Annotated in this window: 19 protein-coding genes; 8 read left to right on the top strand and 11 right to left on the bottom strand. The window is 71.4% G+C overall.

Features of this window, described 5'->3' with window-relative positions; all coding sequences use genetic code 11:
• Positions 1 to 148 precede the first annotated feature (148 nt).
• The gene (locus ACFYSC_RS03340; RefSeq protein ID WP_389955893.1) at positions 149 to 1,405 is read right to left on the bottom strand and encodes a pectate lyase; all 1,257 of its coding nucleotides are present in this window, start codon (positions 1,403 to 1,405) and stop codon (positions 149 to 151) included.
• A 206-nt stretch (positions 1,406 to 1,611) separates the two neighbouring features.
• Between ACFYSC_RS03340 and ACFYSC_RS03345 the strand changes: the two genes are divergently transcribed.
• Positions 1,612 to 3,111 (top strand): sodium:solute symporter family protein, encoded by a 1,500-nt coding sequence (locus ACFYSC_RS03345; RefSeq protein WP_389955896.1) that lies wholly within the window; start codon positions 1,612 to 1,614, stop codon positions 3,109 to 3,111.
• 141 nt (positions 3,112 to 3,252) lie between these two features.
• Here the strand turns inward: ACFYSC_RS03345 and ACFYSC_RS03350 are convergent, their stop codons facing one another.
• From ACFYSC_RS03350 to kduI, 4 genes are all read right to left on the bottom strand, one after another.
• Entirely contained in the window at positions 3,253 to 3,438 is a 186-nt protein-coding gene (locus ACFYSC_RS03350; RefSeq protein WP_362928215.1) for a tautomerase family protein, read from the bottom strand.
• A 170-nt stretch (positions 3,439 to 3,608) separates the two neighbouring features.
• Positions 3,609 to 4,373: an IclR family transcriptional regulator gene (locus tag ACFYSC_RS03355; protein WP_389955900.1), complete on the bottom strand. Its 765-nt coding sequence runs from the start codon at positions 4,371 to 4,373 to the stop codon at positions 3,609 to 3,611.
• A gap of 16 nt (positions 4,374 to 4,389) precedes the next feature.
• Entirely contained in the window at positions 4,390 to 5,127 is a 738-nt protein-coding gene (locus tag ACFYSC_RS03360) for an SDR family oxidoreductase (protein WP_389955903.1), read from the bottom strand.
• Positions 5,127 to 5,939, bottom strand: coding sequence for a 5-dehydro-4-deoxy-D-glucuronate isomerase (kduI, locus tag ACFYSC_RS03365; RefSeq protein WP_389955906.1), 813 nt, complete (start codon positions 5,937 to 5,939; stop codon positions 5,127 to 5,129). Before kduI ends, ACFYSC_RS03360 begins: the two co-directional genes overlap by 1 nt.
• 190 nt (positions 5,940 to 6,129) lie before the next feature.
• Here kduI and ACFYSC_RS03370 point away from each other — a divergent pair, with 190 nt between their 5' ends.
• Positions 6,130 to 7,152, top strand: a complete 1,023-nt coding sequence (locus ACFYSC_RS03370) for an MDR family NADP-dependent oxidoreductase (RefSeq protein WP_389955909.1) — start codon at positions 6,130 to 6,132, stop codon at positions 7,150 to 7,152.
• Positions 7,153 to 7,203: 51 nt separating this feature from the next.
• The gene (locus tag ACFYSC_RS03375; protein WP_189244885.1) at positions 7,204 to 7,581 is read left to right on the top strand and encodes a MerR family transcriptional regulator; all 378 of its coding nucleotides are present in this window, start codon (positions 7,204 to 7,206) and stop codon (positions 7,579 to 7,581) included.
• A gap of 110 nt (positions 7,582 to 7,691) precedes the next feature.
• On the opposite strand, the gene ACFYSC_RS03380 is transcribed toward ACFYSC_RS03375, so the two are convergent.
• Both ACFYSC_RS03380 and dapA read right to left on the bottom strand, forming a co-directional pair.
• The gene (locus ACFYSC_RS03380) at positions 7,692 to 9,377 is read right to left on the bottom strand and encodes a ribonuclease J (RefSeq protein WP_389955912.1); all 1,686 of its coding nucleotides are present in this window, start codon (positions 9,375 to 9,377) and stop codon (positions 7,692 to 7,694) included.
• Between the two features lie 147 nt (positions 9,378 to 9,524).
• Positions 9,525 to 10,448, bottom strand: a complete 924-nt coding sequence (gene dapA, locus ACFYSC_RS03385) for a 4-hydroxy-tetrahydrodipicolinate synthase (protein WP_389955914.1) — start codon at positions 10,446 to 10,448, stop codon at positions 9,525 to 9,527.
• 544 nt (positions 10,449 to 10,992) lie between these two features.
• Between dapA and ACFYSC_RS03390 the strand changes: the two genes are divergently transcribed.
• Together ACFYSC_RS03390 and ACFYSC_RS03395 are read left to right on the top strand one after the other, a co-directional pair.
• Positions 10,993 to 11,814, top strand: coding sequence for a GntR family transcriptional regulator (locus ACFYSC_RS03390; protein ID WP_389955917.1), 822 nt, complete (start codon positions 10,993 to 10,995; stop codon positions 11,812 to 11,814).
• A gap of 181 nt (positions 11,815 to 11,995) precedes the next feature.
• Positions 11,996 to 12,664 (top strand): UPF0758 domain-containing protein, encoded by a 669-nt coding sequence (locus ACFYSC_RS03395; protein WP_362928197.1) that lies wholly within the window; start codon positions 11,996 to 11,998, stop codon positions 12,662 to 12,664.
• 425 nt (positions 12,665 to 13,089) lie between these two features.
• Here the strand turns inward: ACFYSC_RS03395 and ACFYSC_RS03400 are convergent, their stop codons facing one another.
• A complete protein-coding gene (locus ACFYSC_RS03400) occupies positions 13,090 to 13,377 on the bottom strand; it encodes a hypothetical protein (protein WP_389955919.1) in 288 nt (95 codons plus the stop codon).
• Between the two features lie 133 nt (positions 13,378 to 13,510).
• Between ACFYSC_RS03400 and ACFYSC_RS03405 the strand changes: the two genes are divergently transcribed.
• A complete protein-coding gene (locus ACFYSC_RS03405; protein WP_389955921.1) occupies positions 13,511 to 14,002 on the top strand; it encodes a GntR family transcriptional regulator in 492 nt (163 codons plus the stop codon).
• Between the two features lie 236 nt (positions 14,003 to 14,238).
• Positions 14,239 to 14,733, top strand: coding sequence for a GntR family transcriptional regulator (locus ACFYSC_RS03410; protein WP_389955924.1), 495 nt, complete (start codon positions 14,239 to 14,241; stop codon positions 14,731 to 14,733).
• A gap of 41 nt (positions 14,734 to 14,774) precedes the next feature.
• Here the strand turns inward: ACFYSC_RS03410 and ACFYSC_RS03415 are convergent, their stop codons facing one another.
• The 3 genes from ACFYSC_RS03415 to ACFYSC_RS03425 form a co-directional block, all read right to left on the bottom strand.
• Entirely contained in the window at positions 14,775 to 15,077 is a 303-nt protein-coding gene (locus tag ACFYSC_RS03415; protein ID WP_389955927.1) for a putative quinol monooxygenase, read from the bottom strand.
• Positions 15,078 to 15,245: 168 nt separating this feature from the next.
• Positions 15,246 to 15,983 (bottom strand): MerR family DNA-binding transcriptional regulator, encoded by a 738-nt coding sequence (locus ACFYSC_RS03420; RefSeq protein ID WP_389955929.1) that lies wholly within the window; start codon positions 15,981 to 15,983, stop codon positions 15,246 to 15,248.
• A gap of 49 nt (positions 15,984 to 16,032) precedes the next feature.
• Entirely contained in the window at positions 16,033 to 16,509 is a 477-nt protein-coding gene (locus tag ACFYSC_RS03425; RefSeq protein ID WP_389955932.1) for a peroxiredoxin, read from the bottom strand.
• A 186-nt stretch (positions 16,510 to 16,695) separates the two neighbouring features.
• Between ACFYSC_RS03425 and ACFYSC_RS03430 the strand changes: the two genes are divergently transcribed.
• Positions 16,696 to 17,058: a signal peptidase I gene (locus tag ACFYSC_RS03430; protein WP_389955935.1), complete on the top strand. Its 363-nt coding sequence runs from the start codon at positions 16,696 to 16,698 to the stop codon at positions 17,056 to 17,058.
• The last annotated feature ends 13 nt before the right edge of the window (positions 17,059 to 17,071 follow it).

Below are 17,071 nucleotides of genomic sequence, written 5' to 3' on the forward strand. Positions count from 1 at the left end.
GAGGCTAACGAGCCGGGACGCGGATCGCTCGGCGGCGCGCCGGGGAGGGCCGAAGAAGCCGGCGAGGCGGGAGAGAGCTGAGAGGCCGGAGAGAGCGGCGGGCGCCGGGCGGACGGTGGCGTCACCGTCCGCCCGGCGCCGGAGGGGATCAGGAGTAGGAGATGTCGGAGGAGGAGTAGAGGCAGTTCACCCCGTCGGCGCCGCTGCCGATGTGGCTCGGCTCACCGCTGGTCACGCCCTTGTACTTGTCGCAGATCACGACTTTGCGGCTGGAGTCGTTGACGATGCGGATCGAGGAGAACCGGGCGGTGTCGCCGTAGTTGGTGTTGATGCCGGCGATCACCTTGCCCGGGGTCGTCGCCACCACGTTGGAGATGACCACGTTGCGCTGGTACTGCTTGGAGCAGTTGCCGCAGGAGCGGTAGAGCTTGCCGAAGTTCTCGACCCGGAAGTTCTTGATGTACATCGTGCCGGGGCCGTTGTGCTGGAAGACCTTGTCGCTGGCGGACCTGGCGCCGCCGCCGTCGATGGTCATCGTCTGGGAGGCGGAGGTGCCCTTGAAGGTGGCGGCGTCCTCGCCGACGTCCTCCCACCAGACGTTCCTGAGCGTGCAGGTGCCCGTGCAGTGGATGCCGTCGGCCGCGGGCGCGCCGAGGATCACGTTCTGCAGGGTGGCGCCGTCGGCCAGCTTGAAGATCGGGTCCTGGCTCTCACTCTGCCCGTCGGTGCCGAGGGCGCCGGTGCCGTAGTAGCGCTTCATGCCGCCGTCCATCGAACCGCTGACGTTGATGGTGGAGCCGACGGCCTGCTGGCCGTTCGGCGACGGCCAGGAGCCGGACGGCGGCGGGGTCGTCGGGCCGGTGGTGGGGGTCGCCGTGGGGGTGGGGCCGGGGCCGGAGCCGGCGGCCTTGAGGGTCCACTGCTTGCTCGCCGCCGAGTCGCAGGAGTTCTGCTTGACCGTGCTCCCCTCGGCGTTGAGGCACTTGGCGCTGCCGATGTTGACGACCCGGTAGTTCGAGCCGCCGGCGGTCAGGTCCCAGCTTTGGAAAGCGCTTCCCGAGCATCCCTGCTGAAGAACGAGTTTGCCCGCCGAGGTGCTGGCGTCCTGGATGCCGGCGCACCTGCCGCTGTGCGAGGCGACCAGCTTCTGGCCGCCGGAGGCGGAGGAGAGCTGCCAGGTCTGACTGGCGGCCCCGTTGCACGAGGACTGGGTCAGCGCCGCGCCGTCGGACGTCGAGGCGCCCGTCACGTCGAGGCAGAGGCCGCTTGCGGAGTTCACCAGCGTGTAGGACCCGGAGGCCGGCGCGGCGGAGGCGGGGAGTTGCAACCCCACCACCGCGCCGGCCGCGAGCAGCGCCGCGGCACCCGCCGTGACGCAGGCCCGCAGCCTGCTTTTCGTCGACACGATCGTCTCCCTTGTGAGCCTGGCTCTCGCGAGCCTGTCAGGTGGGCTGAAGGTAGTTTCACAAGATAGGACGACTTCCCGTGAAATGGAACAGTCGGAACCGGCCGATCTTTGGGACCAAAGGAAAGCGCATTCCGTCCTATGTATTGACATGATGTTTCATGTAGCAGAACATCCTCACCAACGAGGCGTTGGGAGGAGACTTCATGTCCGCACTCGACTGGTCCGTTCTGGGCGCGTACTTCCTGGTCATGGTGGGCATCGGCGTGTGGTCGAGGAGCCGGATCAGAAACGTGATCGACTTCTTCACCGCCGGAGGCCGGATCCCCTGGTGGCTGTCCGGCATCTCCCACCACATGTCGGGCTACAGCGCGGTCATGTTCGTGGCGTTCGCCGCGGTGGCCTACGCCTACGGCCTGGCCATGTACGTCTGGTGGGCGCTGACGATCGGCATCGGCGTCGGCATCGGCGCGTTCCTGTGGGCGGCCAGATGGAACCGGCTGCGCTCCAGACACGGCGTCGTCTCGCCGCTGGAGTACCTCGCCCGTCGTTACGACCTGCCCACCCAGCAGGTCCTCGCCTACAGCGGCGCGCTGCTGAAGGTCGTCGACATCGCGGCCAAGTGGGTGGCGATCGCCATCCTGCTCCGGGGCTTCACCGGGATGCCGATCTTCTGGGGCATCACGATCACCGGCGTCGTCACCCTCGTCTACATCACCGCCGGCGGCCTGTGGGCCGACGTGCTGACCGACTTCGGGCAGTTCGTCATCCAGGGCTTCGCGGGTGTCGCCATGTTCGTCGCGATCATGAGCCACCTGGACGGCGTGTCGACCCTGTGGACGATGTGGGACAAACTGCCCCCGGGACACGGCGACCCGTTCGCCGGGCCGTACACCACGACGTTCTTCCTCGCCCTGCTGTTCATCAAGACCTTCGAGTACAACGGCGGCATGTGGAACCTGGCCCAGCGCTACATGGCCTCGCCCTCGGGCTCGGCGGCCAGGCGGTCGGCGCTGCTGTCCAGCGCGCTGTGGCTCGTCTGGCCGCTGGTGCTGTTCGTCCCGATGTTCGCGGCGCCCCTCATCGTGCCGGGCCTGGCCAACCCCGAGGAGGCCTACGTACGGCTGGCCCAGACCCTGCTGCCGCAGGGCGTGATCGGCCTGGTGCTCGCCGGCTTCTTCTCCCACACCATGGCCATGGTCGCCTCCGACGCCAACGTGATCTCCTCCGTGATCACCAGGGACATCGCCCCGGCGATCGTCCGCAGGGTGCGCGACCTGTCGGCGCGGGCCGAGCTGACCTTCGCCCGGGTGACCACGTTCACCTTCGTGCTGATCAGCATGACGATCGCGATCGCGACCCAGGGCGAGGGCGTGGTGCTGAAGATCGTCGTGGACCTGGTCGCGGCCACGATGGGGCCGATCTCCATCCCGCTGATGCTGGGCATGCTCCCCTGGTTCAGGCGGAGCGGCCCCACCGCGGCGATCGTCTCCTGGGCGGCGGGCCTGGGCGTCTGGGCGTACGTCAAGTGGGTGGTCGAGTCCAAGGACACCGCGATGGTGGTCGGGGTGCCGCTGGTCACCTCGCTGGTCCTCTACGTGGCGGTCGGACTGCTGAAGCCGGAGAACCGGGCCGACCGCGACGCCCTGGTCGACTCCCTGGGCGACGACACCGAACCGGAGCGGACGGCCGCCGCGGGCGTCTGACCGCGACCCGGGAGGGGCCCTCCCCCGCCCCGGGAACCGGCCGGACCGGTCCGGCGCCGGAGGCCGGACGGGCCGCCACGCGGAAGGGAGGGGCCCGCCGCCGTCCGGCGCGTCCGGGCGGCGGCGGGCCCCCGTCCGTGCCTACCTGTCGGACTCCAGGACACCGCCGTTGGCGACGTCGGACTTCTCGATCTCCGTGAAGACGATGCGCACCGCCTCCGGGCGGACCTTGAGGATGTCCACGGCGGACCGGGTCACCGCACTGACGAATTCCCTGCGCTGGTCGAGGGTACGGCCGGAGAGCAGTTCGACGGTGATGTTCGGCATGCTGAACCTCCACTCCACAGTTATTTCGTTACATGAGAACATATCCCGCTACATGAAACAAGATGGAGTCGTGGGAGCACACCGCACCGCCGTACCGGCGGGACGGAGACCGGTGAGACGCACCCGCCGGGACGGGGTCCGGCCGCGCGGAGCAGGAAGCGGGGAAGCGGTCAGCCGGCCCGGAGAGGGTCGGGGGCGCCGAGCGCCTGCGAGACCTCCCGGGCGGCGCTCATCACCTCGGGGGCGAGCCGCTCGACCTCCTCGCGGCCGAGGTCCATCGCGAGGGCGGAGATGGAGATGCCGCCGAGCACCCGGCCCGTGTGGTCGAAGACCGGGGCGCCGACGCACAGCACGCCGGGGAGGTTCTCCTCGTCGTCCAGGGCGTACCCGCGGGCGCGAACCACCGCGAGGTGGGCCAGCAGGTCGTCCGCGGTCACCAGGGTGTGGGGCGTCCGCCCCGGCAGCCCCGCGCGGGCGCAGATCTCCCGGACCTCCTCCTCGGGGAGCTGCGCCAGGACGGCCTTGCCGATGGCGGTGCAGTGCAGGAACAGGCTCATGCCGATCCGCGAGGGCATCTGGTACGGCCGGCGGCCCTCCAGCTTGTCGACGTAGACCGCCTCGTCCCCGTTGCGGACGGCGAAGTGCGTGGTGTAGCCGGTGCGCTCGTGCAGCGCCCGCAGCGCCCCGGACGCCTGGCGGGCCGGGTCGAAGCGGTTCATGACCCGGCCGGCCAGGGTGAGGATCCGGGGGCCCGGCTCGTAGCCCCCGGAACCGTCGGACCGCGCGAAGCCCCATTCGACGAGCGACTGGAGGATCCGGTGGACCGTCGACTTCGACACACCCGTCACCGCGGCGATGTCGGTCACGCGGTGGTGCTCGGCGATCGCCTCCAGCACCGCCAGCGCCTTGTCAATAGAACTGCCTTCCCTGACCACGCTGCGAGCCTACTGGTCAGCGTGCCAACCAGCCCCCGTCCACCGCCAGCAGATGGCCGTTGACGTAGTCGGACGCGGAGGAGGCGAGGAAGACCGCGGCGCCCACGAGATCCTCCGGCGTACCCCAGCGGCCCGCCGGGATGCGCCCGGCGATCTCGGCCTCCCGCACCGGGTCCTCGCGCAGCCGCCGGGTGTTCTCCGTCGCGATGTAGCCGGGGGCGATCGCGTTGACCTGCACGCCGGAGGCGGCCCACTCGCAGGCCAGCGCCCGGGTCAGCCCGGCGACGGCGTGCTTGGACGCCGTGTAGCCGGGGACGTTGACGCCGCCCTGGAACGACAGCATCGAGGCGATCATGATGATCTTCCCCGAGCGCCGGGCCAGCATCCCCGCGCCGACCGCCCGGCTGAGCAGGAAGACCGCATCGAGGTTGACGTCGAGCACGTCACGGAAGTCGGCGTAGGAGTGCCGGTCCGCCGGAGCCCGGCGGATGATCCCGGCGTTGTTGACCAGCACGTCGACCGGACCGAGACGTTCGGCCGCCGCCGGGATCCGCCCGGGGTCGGACAGGTCGAGGATCCAGCGCGTCGCCCGGCGACCGGTTTCGCGGACCTCGGCCTCGACCTCGTCCAGGTCGTCGTCGCGCCCGTGCAGCACCAGGTCGGCGCCGGCGGCGGCCAGGCCCACCGCGACCGCCCGGCCGATCCCGGTCCGGGCGCCGGTGACGAGCGCGGTCCTGCCCTCCAGCGAGAACATCAGCGCATCTCGCCGATCGCGACCTGCTCCACGTCGTCGTACGCCTGGTTCTCCCCGCCCATCGCCCAGACGAAGGAGTAGCTGTGCGTGCCGAATCCGCAGTGCACCGACCAGGACGGCGAGATCACCGCCTGGCGGTCGGCGACCACGAGGCTGCGGGTCTCGTCGGGGCGTCCCATCAGGTGGATCACCCGCTGGTCGGCGGGCAGGTCGAAGTAGAGGTAGACCTCGGTCCTGCGCTCATGGGTGTGGCAGGGCATGGTGTTCCACATGCTGCCGGGCGCGAGCACGGTCACGCCGAGCACGAGCTGGCAGCTCCGGATGCCCTTGGCGTGGACGTACTTGTAGATCGTGCGCTCGTTGGAACCCTCGGGAGCGCCCAGCCGTACGGGCTCGGCGTCCTCCAGGGTGGCCTTCGCCGTGGGGAGGGAGGCGTGCGCGGGGGTGGAGACGAGATAGAACGGACCTCCCTCGAACGTCACCTCCCGCGTCCCCATCCCGGCGTACAGGCACTCCTTCGCGGCCAGCCCGTACGGCGTGCCGTCCACCGTCACCGTGCCCGCCTCGCCCACGTTGACCACGCCCAGTTCACGGCGCTCCAGGAAGTATCCGGCCCGCAGCCCGTCGGGGCAGGGCAGCTCCAGCGGCCCGTCACCGGGCAGCGCGCCGCCGACGACGATGCGGTCGTGGTGCGAGTGGACCAGGCGGACCTCTCCGGGCACGAAGAGCTGCTCGGCCAGGAAGCGGCGGCGCAGCCATTCGGTGGTCGCGCCGGGGATCTGGTCGGGCGCCGTGGCGTGCCGTACCTCCATCGACCCTCCATGTTCTCTGTTGATCAGATTTGTTCTATTACATGGAATTAAAGCCTGTTACATAGAACATGTCGAGCGTACGGCGCAGCCCCTGGCGGGCTTGCCCCTGACGCGCGGGTCAGGGGTTAACGTCGCGACGCCGCACACCCCCCGGCCTCCCGCATTCCCCCACTCCACAGAGGAACATCGCATGCCCACTCCGCCGCGCGTCTCCCGCGAAGTCCGGCTGACCACCCTGCCCGACGGCCTGCCGGGACCGGAGCACTTCGAGATCGCCGAGACCCCGCTGCCGACACCCGGGGACGGCCAGGTCCTGGTCAGGAACCGCTTCTTCCACGTGTTCGCCGCGCTGCGCACCCTCATCGGCGGGGGCGTGGACGGTGCGCCGTTCCCGCCGCTGCGCCCCGGCGACACCCTGTTCGGGGCGGCCGTCGGCGAGGTCGTCTCGGCCCCCGGGGGCAGCGGGCTGCGCCCCGGCGACCTGGTCTCGCACTGGCTCGGGTGGCGCGAGTACGCGGCCGTGGACGTCACAGACTGCACCCCGCTGGACGGTTCCCTGCCCGATCCGGCCGCCCACCTGGCGCATGGCCGGCTGGCCTACACCGCGCTGACCAGGGACGCCGAGATCCGGCCCGGCGACACGGTCTTCGTCTCGGGCGGCGGCGGGGCGGTCGGCTCGATGGCCGGGCAGATCGCCCGGCTGCTCGGCGCTGGCCGGGTGATCGGCAGCACCGGTTCACCGGAGAAGGCCGGGCGGCTGGTCTCCGAGCTCGGTTACGACGCGGCCGTGGTCCGCGGCGCGGGCCCGATCGGCGAGCAGCTCGCGCGGGTCGCGCCCGACGGCGTCGACGTGCTGCTGGACAACGTCGGCGGCGAGCAGCTGCGGGCCGCGGTGGCGGCGGCCCGGCCCGGGGCGCGGTTCGTCCTGGTCGGAGCGCTGTCCGGCCAGCTGTCGCCGCACGGTTCCGGCACCGAGGCGCCGGTCGGGCTGGACTCCTACCGGCTCATCCTCAGGCAGGTCACGATCCGCGGCTTCGGCGGCGCGGACGGCCCCGATGAACTCTCACGATGGAACGAGCGCTTCGGCGGCTGGCTGCGCTCCGGCGATCTCACCTTCCCGCACGTGCGGGTCCGCGGCATCGAGAACGCCCCGCGGGCGCTGCACGATGTGTTCCACGGCCGCCACCTCGGCACCGTTATCGTGGAGCTCTAGGCTCCGCCGGTCGGGGCCGCGGAACACGAGGACCCGGGTGCCGGAGGGCTGATGAGGATCGGCGACGCGGCGGCCGCGGCGGGGACCACCCCGCGCGCGCTGCGCTTCTACGAGCAGCGGGGGCTGCTGCCCCCGCCGCCGCGCACGGCGTCCGGGCAGCGGGAGTACGGCCCCCGCGAGGTGGCCCGGATACGGATCGTCCGCGAGCTGCTGTCCCTCGGGCTGACCGTCGAGGACGTGCGGAGCCGAGCCGATCGCCTCCACCTCCTGGAGGGCGACGACCCGCCGTACGACGCCCCCGGGTGCGCCGAGGGCAGGGGGGTCGTCGGGCGCCGGCTCGCGGCGCTCGACGAGGAGATCGCCCGCCTGACCCGGCTGCGCGAGCGGCTCGCCACCCGGACCGGCGTCCAGGACACCGTGGCCCCGTAGCCCCTTCGGCGGCATGCCCTCGTACCGCGTGCCCTCACAGCCTCACGATCCGGCGGAAAGGGGTTCCCGCCGCACGGCGAGAACCCCTCCGGAACGCGGGAACGGGCCCGTCAGACCTCGATGATCACGGGGACGATCATCGGGCGGCGGCGGTAGGTGTCGCTCACCCACCGGCCGACGGTCCTGCGAACCACCCGGCGGATCTGCTGGGCGTCGGCCACCCCGTCGGCCGCGTTGCTCTCCAGCGCCCGCTCGATCTGGGGCAGGATCTCGTCGAACGCGTCCGGGTCGATGCCGGATCCCCGGGCGTGGATCTCCGGGCCGCCGGCCAGCTTGCCGGTGGCGGAGTCGACGACGATGACGATGGAGACGAAGCCCTCCTCACCCAGGATCCGCCGGTCCTTCAGCGCGAAGTCGGTGACGTCGCCCACGGAAGTGCCGTCCACGTAGACGTACCCGGCGGAGACCGCACCGGCGAGCCGGGCGCGGCCGTCGACGAGGTCCACCACGACGCCGTCCTCGGCGATCACGATGTGGTCGCGCGGCACCCCGGTCAGCGCGGCCAGCTCGGCGTGCGCCCGCATGTGCCGCCACTCGCCGTGCACCGGCATGAAGTTGGACGGCCGGGTCACGTTGAGCAGGTACAGCAGCTCACCGGCGGCGGCGTGCCCGGAGACGTGCACCTTCGCGTTGCCCTTGTGCACCACGCGGGCGCCCCACCGGGTCAGGCCGTTGATCACCTTGTTGACGGCGGTCTCGTTGCCCGGCACCAGCGAGGACGCCATCAGCACGGTGTCGCCCTCGGCGATCCGGATCGGGTGGTCGCGGTTGGCCATGCGCGACAGCGCGGCCATCGGCTCACCCTGGGAGCCGGTGCAGATCAGCACCAGGTCCTCCGGCGGGAGTGCCTCGACGTCCCTGGAGTCGATGATCAGCTCCGGCGGCACCTTCAGGTAGCCCAGGTCGCGGGCGATGCCCATGTTGCGGATCATCGAGCGGCCGACCAGCGCGACCTTGCGGCCGTGGTTGGCCGCGGCGTCCATCACCTGCTGGACCCGGTGCACGTGGGAGGCGAAGCTCGCCACGATCACCCGCTTCTGCGCGGTGCGGATCACCTCGTCGATGACCGGCGCGATCTCCCGCTCACTGGTGACGAACCCCGGCACCTCGGCGTTGGTCGAGTCGGACATCAGCAGGTCCACGCCCTCGGCCCCGAGCCTGGCGAAACCTCCCAGGTCGGTCAGGCGGCCGTCCATCGGCAGCTGGTCCATCCGGAAGTCGCCGGTGTGCAGCACCAGTCCGGCCGGCGTCCTGATCGCGACGGCGAGCGCGTCCGGGATCGAGTGGTTGACCGCGAAGAACTCGGTCTCGAACGGTCCGAACCGGTGCCGCTCGCCCTCGACGACCTCGACCTTGGACGGCTGGATGCGGTGCTCGGTGAGCTTGGCCTCCACCAGTGCCAGCGTCAGCCTCGACCCCACGATCGGGATGTCACGCCGCTCGCGCAGCAGGTACGGCACCGCGCCGATGTGGTCCTCGTGACCGTGGGTCAGCACCAGCGCCTCGACGTCGCCCATCCGGTCACGGATGTACTCGAAGTCGGGAAGGATCAGGTCGATGCCGGGCTGCTCGGGCTCGGGGAACAGCACCCCGCAGTCGACGATCAGCAGGCGCCCGTCGTACTCGAAGACCGCCATGTTGCGGCCGATCTCCCCGAGGCCGCCCAGCGCGACGATGCGCAGCCCGCCCTCGGCGAGCGGCGGCGGTGTCCCGAGATCCGGGTGCGGATGGCTCATCCGGTCACCCCTTCCCCGCGCGCCGCGGACCTCGACCGGGCGCCGTGCTCCCGGCGCTCCTCGCGTTCCCTGTGTGCTCTGCGTTCTCTGAGGCTCAAACTTCCATTCCTCCCCACTGCGGCCACCTGCGGCCGCCACGTTTCCTTCTCATGCGATCCCGTCGGGCAGCTTCACGCCGCCCGCGATCAAGTCTTCTCGCAGCCGCGCGAGCTGCGGCTCCGTGGCCTCCGCCAGAGGCGGCCGCACGGCTCCGGCCGAGCGGCCCAGCAGGGCCAGCGCCGCCTTCGCCATGATCGCCCCACCGGCCTGCGTCATGATCCCGGAGACGACCGGGAGCAGCCTGCGGTGTACGGCGAGCGCGCCCGAGACGTCGCCCGCGCGGTACCGCTCCATCATGGCGGCGATGTCCGCGCCCACCACGTGCCCCACCACGCTGACGCAGCCCGCGGCGCCGACCGACAGCCACGGCAGGTTGAGCGCGTCGTCACCCGAGTAGAACACCAGGTCCGTCCCGGCCATCACCTGCGAGGCGGCGAACAGGTCGGCCTTGGCGTCCTTGACCGCGACGATCCGCTCGTGGGCGGCCAGCCGCAGGAGGGTCTCGGTCGCGATCGGCACGCCGGCGCGTCCCGGGATGTCGTACAGCATGACCGGCAGGCCGGTGGCGTCGGCGACGGCGGTGAAGTGGCGGTAGAGCCCCTCCTGCGGCGGCTTGCTGTAGTACGGGGTGACCACCAGCAGGCCGTGCGCCCCCGCCCGCTCGGCGGCCCTGGCCAGCTCGACGCTGTGACGGGTGTCGTTGCTGCCCGCTCCGGCGACGACCACGGCGCGGTCGCCGACCGTCTCGACGACGGCGCGCAGGAGACGCTCCTTCTCCTCGTCGGAGGTCGTGGGCGACTCACCCGTGGTGCCGCTCACGACGAGACCGTCGTTGCGCTGCTCGTCCACCAGATAGGCGGCCAGGCGCCGGACCCCTTCGTAGTCGACCGAGCCGTCCTCGGCGAACGGCGTGACCATCGCGGTCAGCATGCGCCCGAAGGGCGCGTCGGAGGTTGTCGTCGGCGCTGTCATAGACCGAACGGTACCCGGACTCCCTCAAAACGGTTGACCCCGCCACCCCGTCCGCGCTACTCGCGAGGACGGGCCGGTGAGGACGGATCTGCCCACGGCGCCCCGCCGCAGGCGACGGGCACGGGCGCGGCGACCGCCGGAGCGGGCCGTTCCCGTTCCCGGGCCGTCTTCCCCCTCGGCTCCCGGGGCACACCCCACACTACTCGACGCCTCTCCGGGGCGGCGGTCAGGAGAGGCCATACCCACCCGGTTTCTCAACTCTTGCTGCCAAAAACAAGCAAAAAATGCCATACGGGGCCGACGACCGGGCGCCGATACTCACCGGGCAAGCGAGAGACCGCCGATATGTGCTCGGGGGTACACACATCGACGGTCTCTTCCGTTGAATCGGGGCCGCTTACCCGGGCGTTACACGGTCTCTGAGATATTTTCTGGCGCTTTCGGCGTGGGCAAAGTTGGGGCTCCAAACAGCGGCGATCACCCTCCGTGTCGTCGCGGATGCGACAGGATGAGGCGACGCCCGCCGACCCCTGGGATGGACATCGTGGCAACCTCCGATCCTGTCTACCTGCGCGTCGTCGCCGACATCCGCCGTCAGATCGTCGACGGCTCCCTGCTCCCCGGCGCGCCCGTCCCCTCCCGCGCCCAGCTCACCCGCAAGTACGGCGTGGGCGAGACCGCCGCCCGGCACGCGCTGCGCGTGCTCGCAGCCGAGGGCCTGATCGTCGGCCGCGTCGGCTCCGGCCACTACGTGCGGGCACAGCCGGTACTGCTGCCCCTGCACCGCTGGCGCCTCCACGACCATCACGTCCCCTTCGCCGCCGACGCCGGCCCCGACGACGTGCGCGTCACCTGCGACCGCCGGTCCGAGCCGGCCACGGCCACCCCCGACATCGCCCAGCGGCTGCGCCTGGGCGGCTACGCCCCGGTGACCCGCACCCACTACGTCTTCCGCGGCGACGGCAGGCCGATCCAGCTCTCCACCTCCTACGAGCCCGCCGGGCTCGGCGAACCCGTTCCGGGTCCCGGCCTCGGCTCCGGTCCCGGCTCCGGTCCCGTTCCCGGCCTCGGTCCCGGCTTCGGGCCCGGCTTCGGGCCCGGCTTCGGGCCCGGTCCCGACGAGCATCACCGCGGACCGGCCGCCCGCCTCGCCGCCCTCGGCATCAAGGTCACCGAGATAGTGGAGCAGGTCCGCACGCGCGTTCCCCAGCCCGCCGAGAGCGACACGCTCGCCCTGCCCGCGGGCGTCCACGTCCTGCACGTGGAGCGCACCCACTGGGCCGGCGACCGCCCGGTCGAGACCAGCGACATCGTCATCCCGGGCGACCGCTTCCGCCTGATCTACACCCACCCGGTCCAGTCCTAGGTTCGCTCCGCGGGCCGTACGGGCGTACGGGCCGTCGCGTGATCCCGTACGCCGAAACCGGGCTCCCGACGCGGTGGGGCCGCGGGATCCCGCGGCTTCCGTGATCCCCACCGCGACCGCGCCGGAATGTCGGCGGCCCCTGGTACAACCGACCTGGTTTCCCGAGCCGGAGGTGCCTCGCGTGCGCGTCAAGGACATGCCCCCCAGCGACCAGCCCCGCGAGCGGCTCCTGTCGAACGGCGCGACCGCGCTGGCCGACCGGGAGCTTCTCGCGCTGCTGATCGGCTCGGGGAGCCGGGGCACCAACGCGGTGGAGCTCGCCTCCCATCTGATCGCGCACTGCGGCGACCTGCGCGGTCTGGCCCGCTCCGACGCCCACCGCCTGATGTCCGTCCCCGGCATCGGCCCCGCCAAGGCCGCCCGGGTGATCGCCGCCTTCCACCTGGTGCGCCAGGCGCAGTCGGAGCCGGAACGGCGGCGGATCACCTGCTCGGGAGACCTCGCCTCGGTCGCCGCCCCGCTGCTGCGCGGCCTCGGCCGTGAGCGCGTGGTCGTCGTGGTCTGTGACGCCGGGGGCGCGGTGACCCGCCGGGCGGTCGTCAGCGAGGGCGGTGGAGACCACGTCCCGGTGTCCGTCCGCGAGATCGTCAGCACGGTCCTGACCTCCGGCGGCGTCTCCTTCGGCCTCGCCCACAACCACCCCGGCGGCTCCCTCGACGCCAGCCCCGACGACCTGGAGCTCACCGCGCGCCTGCACGAGGCGGCCGAGACCGTCGGCCTCCGCTTCCTGGACCACGTGATCGTCACCGACGCCGCCTGGCGCCGTGTCGGCCTCGACGGCGCGTTCTGACGGTCTCTCCGATGCGGTTCGGGGTGAGGGCGCCGTGCCACCCGGACGGCACGGCGCCCCGCCCCGGCCCCGTCCGCGGACCCCTCCCCCGCCGTGGCCGGCCAGGCGTCTCCTCACACCGTTGTGAGGAGACGCCCGACCGATCCTCACCACGGCGGGAACCCGCGGAACAGGACCGGCCCCGGCGAGCCGATGGAACGTGGGAAGCGGCTCGCCGGACGACCGGGGCCCGGCGGGCGGCATGGGGTCGCCCGCCGGGGATCCTTGTGGTCCCGCATCGGCCCTCCACCGATGCGGGACCGCCTCCCGTCTCAGGCGCCATGGCCCCCCAAGAGACGGGTGGTCGGTATGCCCGGCGGCGGGGCACCCCTGCACATCCCGCCGCCGGGCACGCTTTTCTGCCGTCACCGCGCGACTTTCCGCCGTCACCGCGCGGCGCCGGTCAGCAGGCGGCGCCAGAGCTCCTGCGTCCGGCTCGCGATCTCCCACGGTGACTCGTGGACGATCGTCACGCCGTTCCGCCGCTCCGTCCGCCGTACGAACATCAGCCCTCCCGCCTGACACAGCTCGTAGAACGTGGCCTGGCAGTCGCAGGTGTGCTCCTTCACCCGCACCCGCGAGGTCCTCGGCCGCTCCGGCCGCCAGCCGACCAGCCCGTGCTCAGGCCAGAGAGGGCCCATGTGAACGCTGTGGTGCCGCTCCTGACTCGCCATCACCCAAAGCTTCCGTCCGGCCACCCTGTGACTATAGGTCCTCTCGTCCATCCAGGTCTACTTGCACGTATCTTCCACGGCGAATAGACGTCTGATTTGTGGGTATACGTGCTTGTTGGTCTAGCATTTGATCGTGCTTGATCGAGACGGCCCCATACCGATCTACAAGCAGATCGCCGAGGCGATCCGCGATCGGATCACCATCGGGGACATCACCCCCGGCGAGGCCATGCCCAGCGAGGCGGAGCTGGAAAGCGAGTACGGCATCGCCCGCACGACCGCGCGCCGAGTCGCCCGGGAACTGCGTGAGCAGGGACTCGTCTACACGGTCCAGGGCGAGGGCACCTTCGTCGGCGAGCCCGACGTACCGCGTGCGCCCCGCAAGACGCCCCGTTACCAGCGAATAGCCGAAGAAGTCGCCGAACGCATCCGGCGGGGTGACTTCCCACCGAACCGCGCCATCCCCAGCGAGAAGACGCTCATGGCCCAGTACGACGTCGCCAAGGCCACCGTTCGGAACGCCGTGGCCTACCTCCGCGAGCAGGGATGGGTCTTCACCGTGTCACATCGAGGAACGTACGTCTCCTCCAAGGAGAAGTGGCCCGACACGACGCGAAACCCGTGAGACATACCGGGTTACGAGGGGCGACCCGCCGTAACCGGCGCATGCCCTCTCCAGTGCCCGCCAGGACAGACACCGGGACGACCTCCCGGGTCGTGATCGGGTCGACGTCCGCGCGATGAGACCCGCGGGAACGTTTCGCGGCCTGGCGATCATCTTCGGGCCGCATGGGTGGGCCGGAACCAAGCGTTTTCACCACATGACCAGCCGGACAGCGCGCCGCCATATATCTTCCGGATGTGCTCGACCATGACGGGGACACCCACCTCTACCTCCAGATCGCCGAAATCATCCGGAAGCGGATCTCCGCCGAAAGGTTGTCTCCCGGAGAGCATGTCGCCAGCGAGGCCGACATCAAGAGGGAGTTCGGCGTCGCCAGGACGACCGCCAGGCGAGCATTACGACTGCTGCGCGAGGAAGGGCTGGTCTACGCCCTCCAGGGGGAAGGCACATTCGTGGGGCCGCCCGGCATTGGAGTCAGGCAACCAAGTAAGACGCCGATGTACCGGCAGATCGCGGAAGACGTGATCGAACGCATCCGCAGCGGAGCCATCCGGCCACGTCGCCCCATCCCCAGTGAGATGACCCTGACCCAGGAGTACGACGTGGCTCGGGAAACTGCCCGCCGGGCCGTCGCCCTCCTCCGCGAACAGGGATGGATCTACACCGTGCCGCAGCGCGGAAGCTATGTCTCCCCCGAGGAGAAGTGGCCCGGCGCGGCGGCCGGGCGCTGAGCCCCGGAGCCTCCGGGCCCCCGAGCGCCGCGCTCTCCGAGCTATCCCGGCGACTTGGCGGCGACGACGTCGAACGGGTTGATCGCCGGGGCCTTCTCGAAGAGGTCCGGGGCCTGCTCCGACAGTGCCCGGATCAGCTCGCCCGACATGTGGGCGGTGCGGGCCTCCTCGTCGGGGAACGCGCCGAAGATCGCGTACAGGGTGGAGCCCAGGCGCATGGCGAACCAGTCCGTGGTCCCCGGCTCCTTCTCGACGAGCTGGAGTGCCTCGGTCAGGAAGCTCTCCGCCGCCTCCTCCTTGCCCGGCTTGACTTCCAGCAGGGTGAGCAATCCCAGGGTGACCATCTCGCCTCCCGCTCGTTCCGGCGAAGGTCCTTCGCCTCTGAGCTTCTCCGAGATGGGGCCACGGCTACACCGCCCGACCTTCCGGGACCGTCACACATAAACCCGCGACCGTCTCCGCCGGGTCATGGCGGTGCCCGCAGTCATAAAACTCGCGGAACGACGCCGCTCTCACCGCTCCCACTTCCCGGGTTCCGCCCTGCCGTACTCGACCAGCAGTTCCAGGGCGCGTCGCTGACCGGCACCCAGGTCGGCCAGCATGAGCTGACCGAACCGCGCGTTGGCCGCCATCGCGGCGGTCGGCTCGGCGGGGGCGTCCGCGGGCAGCAGGCCGGGCAGCATCGCGTACAGCTCGCGGGCGATCTCCTCCACGCGCGGGTCGTCGGCGCCGACGCCGGCGAGGGCGCCCAGTCTCTCCCCCCAGGCGCGCTGCGGCGAGTCATCGCGCATGCCCGCGAGGTAGGACTCGGCGTCGAACTCGGGCAGCGCGGCGGCCGCCGCCCTGAGGGCGTCGATGTCCGGGCGCGCCAGGTCGAGCGTCTGGACGGCCGCGGCGAGCTCGGCGGGCAGGGTCGGGTCGTGCCCGTGTTCGAGGAGACGCGCGATCACGGCGCGGCGGTCCTTGATCACCGTCTCGCGGGCGGCCAGCTCGGCGTCCAGCTCGGTCAGCACCTCGCGCATGTCCGCCGCCCCGGCGTCGTCCAGCGCGTCGGCGACCTCGCTCAGGCTCAGGCCCAGGGAGGTGAGCCTGCGGATCTGCAGCAGGCGGCTCAACGCGCCGAGGCCGTACTCGCGGTAGCCGCCGGGGGTGCGCGAGGGCTCGGGCAGCAGGCCGATCCGGTGGTAGTGGCGGATGGTCCGCGTCGTGACGTCGGCGAGCCGGGCGAGTTCGCTTATCTGCATCATCATGACCGCCAGTGAAGCCGCTGACCTTACGACAAGGTCAAGCCGACGGCGGTCACGCGCCGGCGCGTGACCTCAGGGCCGCCAGGGCGCGGTCGGCGTGGGCGCGCATGTTCGTCTCGCTGTGCACGACCTCCAGCACGCGGCGGTCCGTGTCGATGACGAAGGTCATCCGGCGGGTCAGGAACGGCCCGGCCGCGAAGGCGCGGCGGGCGCCCAGCGCGCGGGCGACGACGCCGTCAGGATCGGACAGTAGGGGGAAGCCCAGCTCGTAGGTGTCGGTGAACCTCTTCTGCCGGGCGACGCCGTCGCGGCTGATCCCGACCGGATGGGCCCCCAGCGCGGCGAAGTCACCGGCCAGGTCGCGGAAGTGGCAGCTCTCGGCCGTGCAGCCGGAGGTCATGGCCGCCGGGTAGAAGAACAGCACCACCGGCCCCTTCTCCAGCAGGTCGCTGAGCCGCCGCGCCGTACCGGTCTCGTCGGGGAGTTCGAAGTCCTCGACCACGTCTCCGACCGCGGGCCCACCGCTCATGCCATGTCCTTCCCTCGCGCCGGCATCCCGTCCCGTCCCGGGTGGGGCGGCGGCCGGTGCTCCGGCCCCCATTGTGGAGGGGGCGACGGCTCGTGGGACAGGGCCCCCGCGGCCGGCCGTACGGATCTCCCCACCGTACGGCGGCCGCGGCCGCCCCGGCGGGGCGGCGTGCTAGCGTCGCCGCCCATGACGGAGAACGTGTACGTGGGCAATGCCGGCGTGGACGCCCCCGGTGACCGCGGCTGGCTGCTCGGGCACTTCAAGCCGGTCGGCGACGTACGGCACAGCGAGGACGTGGAGATCAAGTGGGGCGTGCACCCGCGCGGCGACGAGCGGGCGGAGTGGGTGCGGGGCGAGAAGCGCACCGCGCTGCTGGTGCTGATCAGCGGGCGGTTCCGGGTGGAGCTGCCGGGACGCAGCGTGGTGCTGTCCGAGCGGGGTGACTACGTGGTGTGGGGGCATGGCGTGGACCACTCCTGGTACGCCGAGGAGGAGTCGGTGGTGCTGACCGTGCGCTGGCCGTCCGTCCCCGGCTATGCCGTCGCCTGAGGACTTCCGATGG

It is taken from the genome of Streptosporangium sp. NPDC004379, assembly GCF_042873875.1.
GTDB lineage: Bacteria > Actinomycetota > Actinomycetes > Streptosporangiales > Streptosporangiaceae > Streptosporangium.

Coding starts and splice junctions, on each gene's coding strand:
- dapA (WP_389955914.1), bottom strand. CDS start 10,448: ATGACAGCGCCGACGACAACCTCCGACGCGCCCTTCGGGCGCATGCTG.
- ACFYSC_RS03360 (WP_389955903.1), bottom strand. CDS start 5,127: ATGTTCTCGCTGGAGGGCAGGACCGCGCTCGTCACCGGCGCCCGGACC.
- ACFYSC_RS03350 (WP_362928215.1), bottom strand. CDS start 3,438: ATGCCGAACATCACCGTCGAACTGCTCTCCGGCCGTACCCTCGACCAG.
- ACFYSC_RS03430 (WP_389955935.1), top strand. CDS start 16,696: ATGACGGAGAACGTGTACGTGGGCAATGCCGGCGTGGACGCCCCCGGT.
- ACFYSC_RS03420 (WP_389955929.1), bottom strand. CDS start 15,983: ATGATGATGCAGATAAGCGAACTCGCCCGGCTCGCCGACGTCACGACG.
- ACFYSC_RS03400 (WP_389955919.1), bottom strand. CDS start 13,377: ATGGCGAGTCAGGAGCGGCACCACAGCGTTCACATGGGCCCTCTCTGG.
- ACFYSC_RS03345 (WP_389955896.1), top strand. CDS start 1,612: ATGTCCGCACTCGACTGGTCCGTTCTGGGCGCGTACTTCCTGGTCATG.
- kduI (WP_389955906.1), bottom strand. CDS start 5,939: ATGGAGGTACGGCACGCCACGGCGCCCGACCAGATCCCCGGCGCGACC.
- ACFYSC_RS03370 (WP_389955909.1), top strand. CDS start 6,130: ATGCCCACTCCGCCGCGCGTCTCCCGCGAAGTCCGGCTGACCACCCTG.
- ACFYSC_RS03380 (WP_389955912.1), bottom strand. CDS start 9,377: ATGAGCCATCCGCACCCGGATCTCGGGACACCGCCGCCGCTCGCCGAG.
- ACFYSC_RS03415 (WP_389955927.1), bottom strand. CDS start 15,077: ATGGTCACCCTGGGATTGCTCACCCTGCTGGAAGTCAAGCCGGGCAAG.
- ACFYSC_RS03425 (WP_389955932.1), bottom strand. CDS start 16,509: ATGAGCGGTGGGCCCGCGGTCGGAGACGTGGTCGAGGACTTCGAACTC.
- ACFYSC_RS03375 (WP_189244885.1), top strand. CDS start 7,204: ATGAGGATCGGCGACGCGGCGGCCGCGGCGGGGACCACCCCGCGCGCG.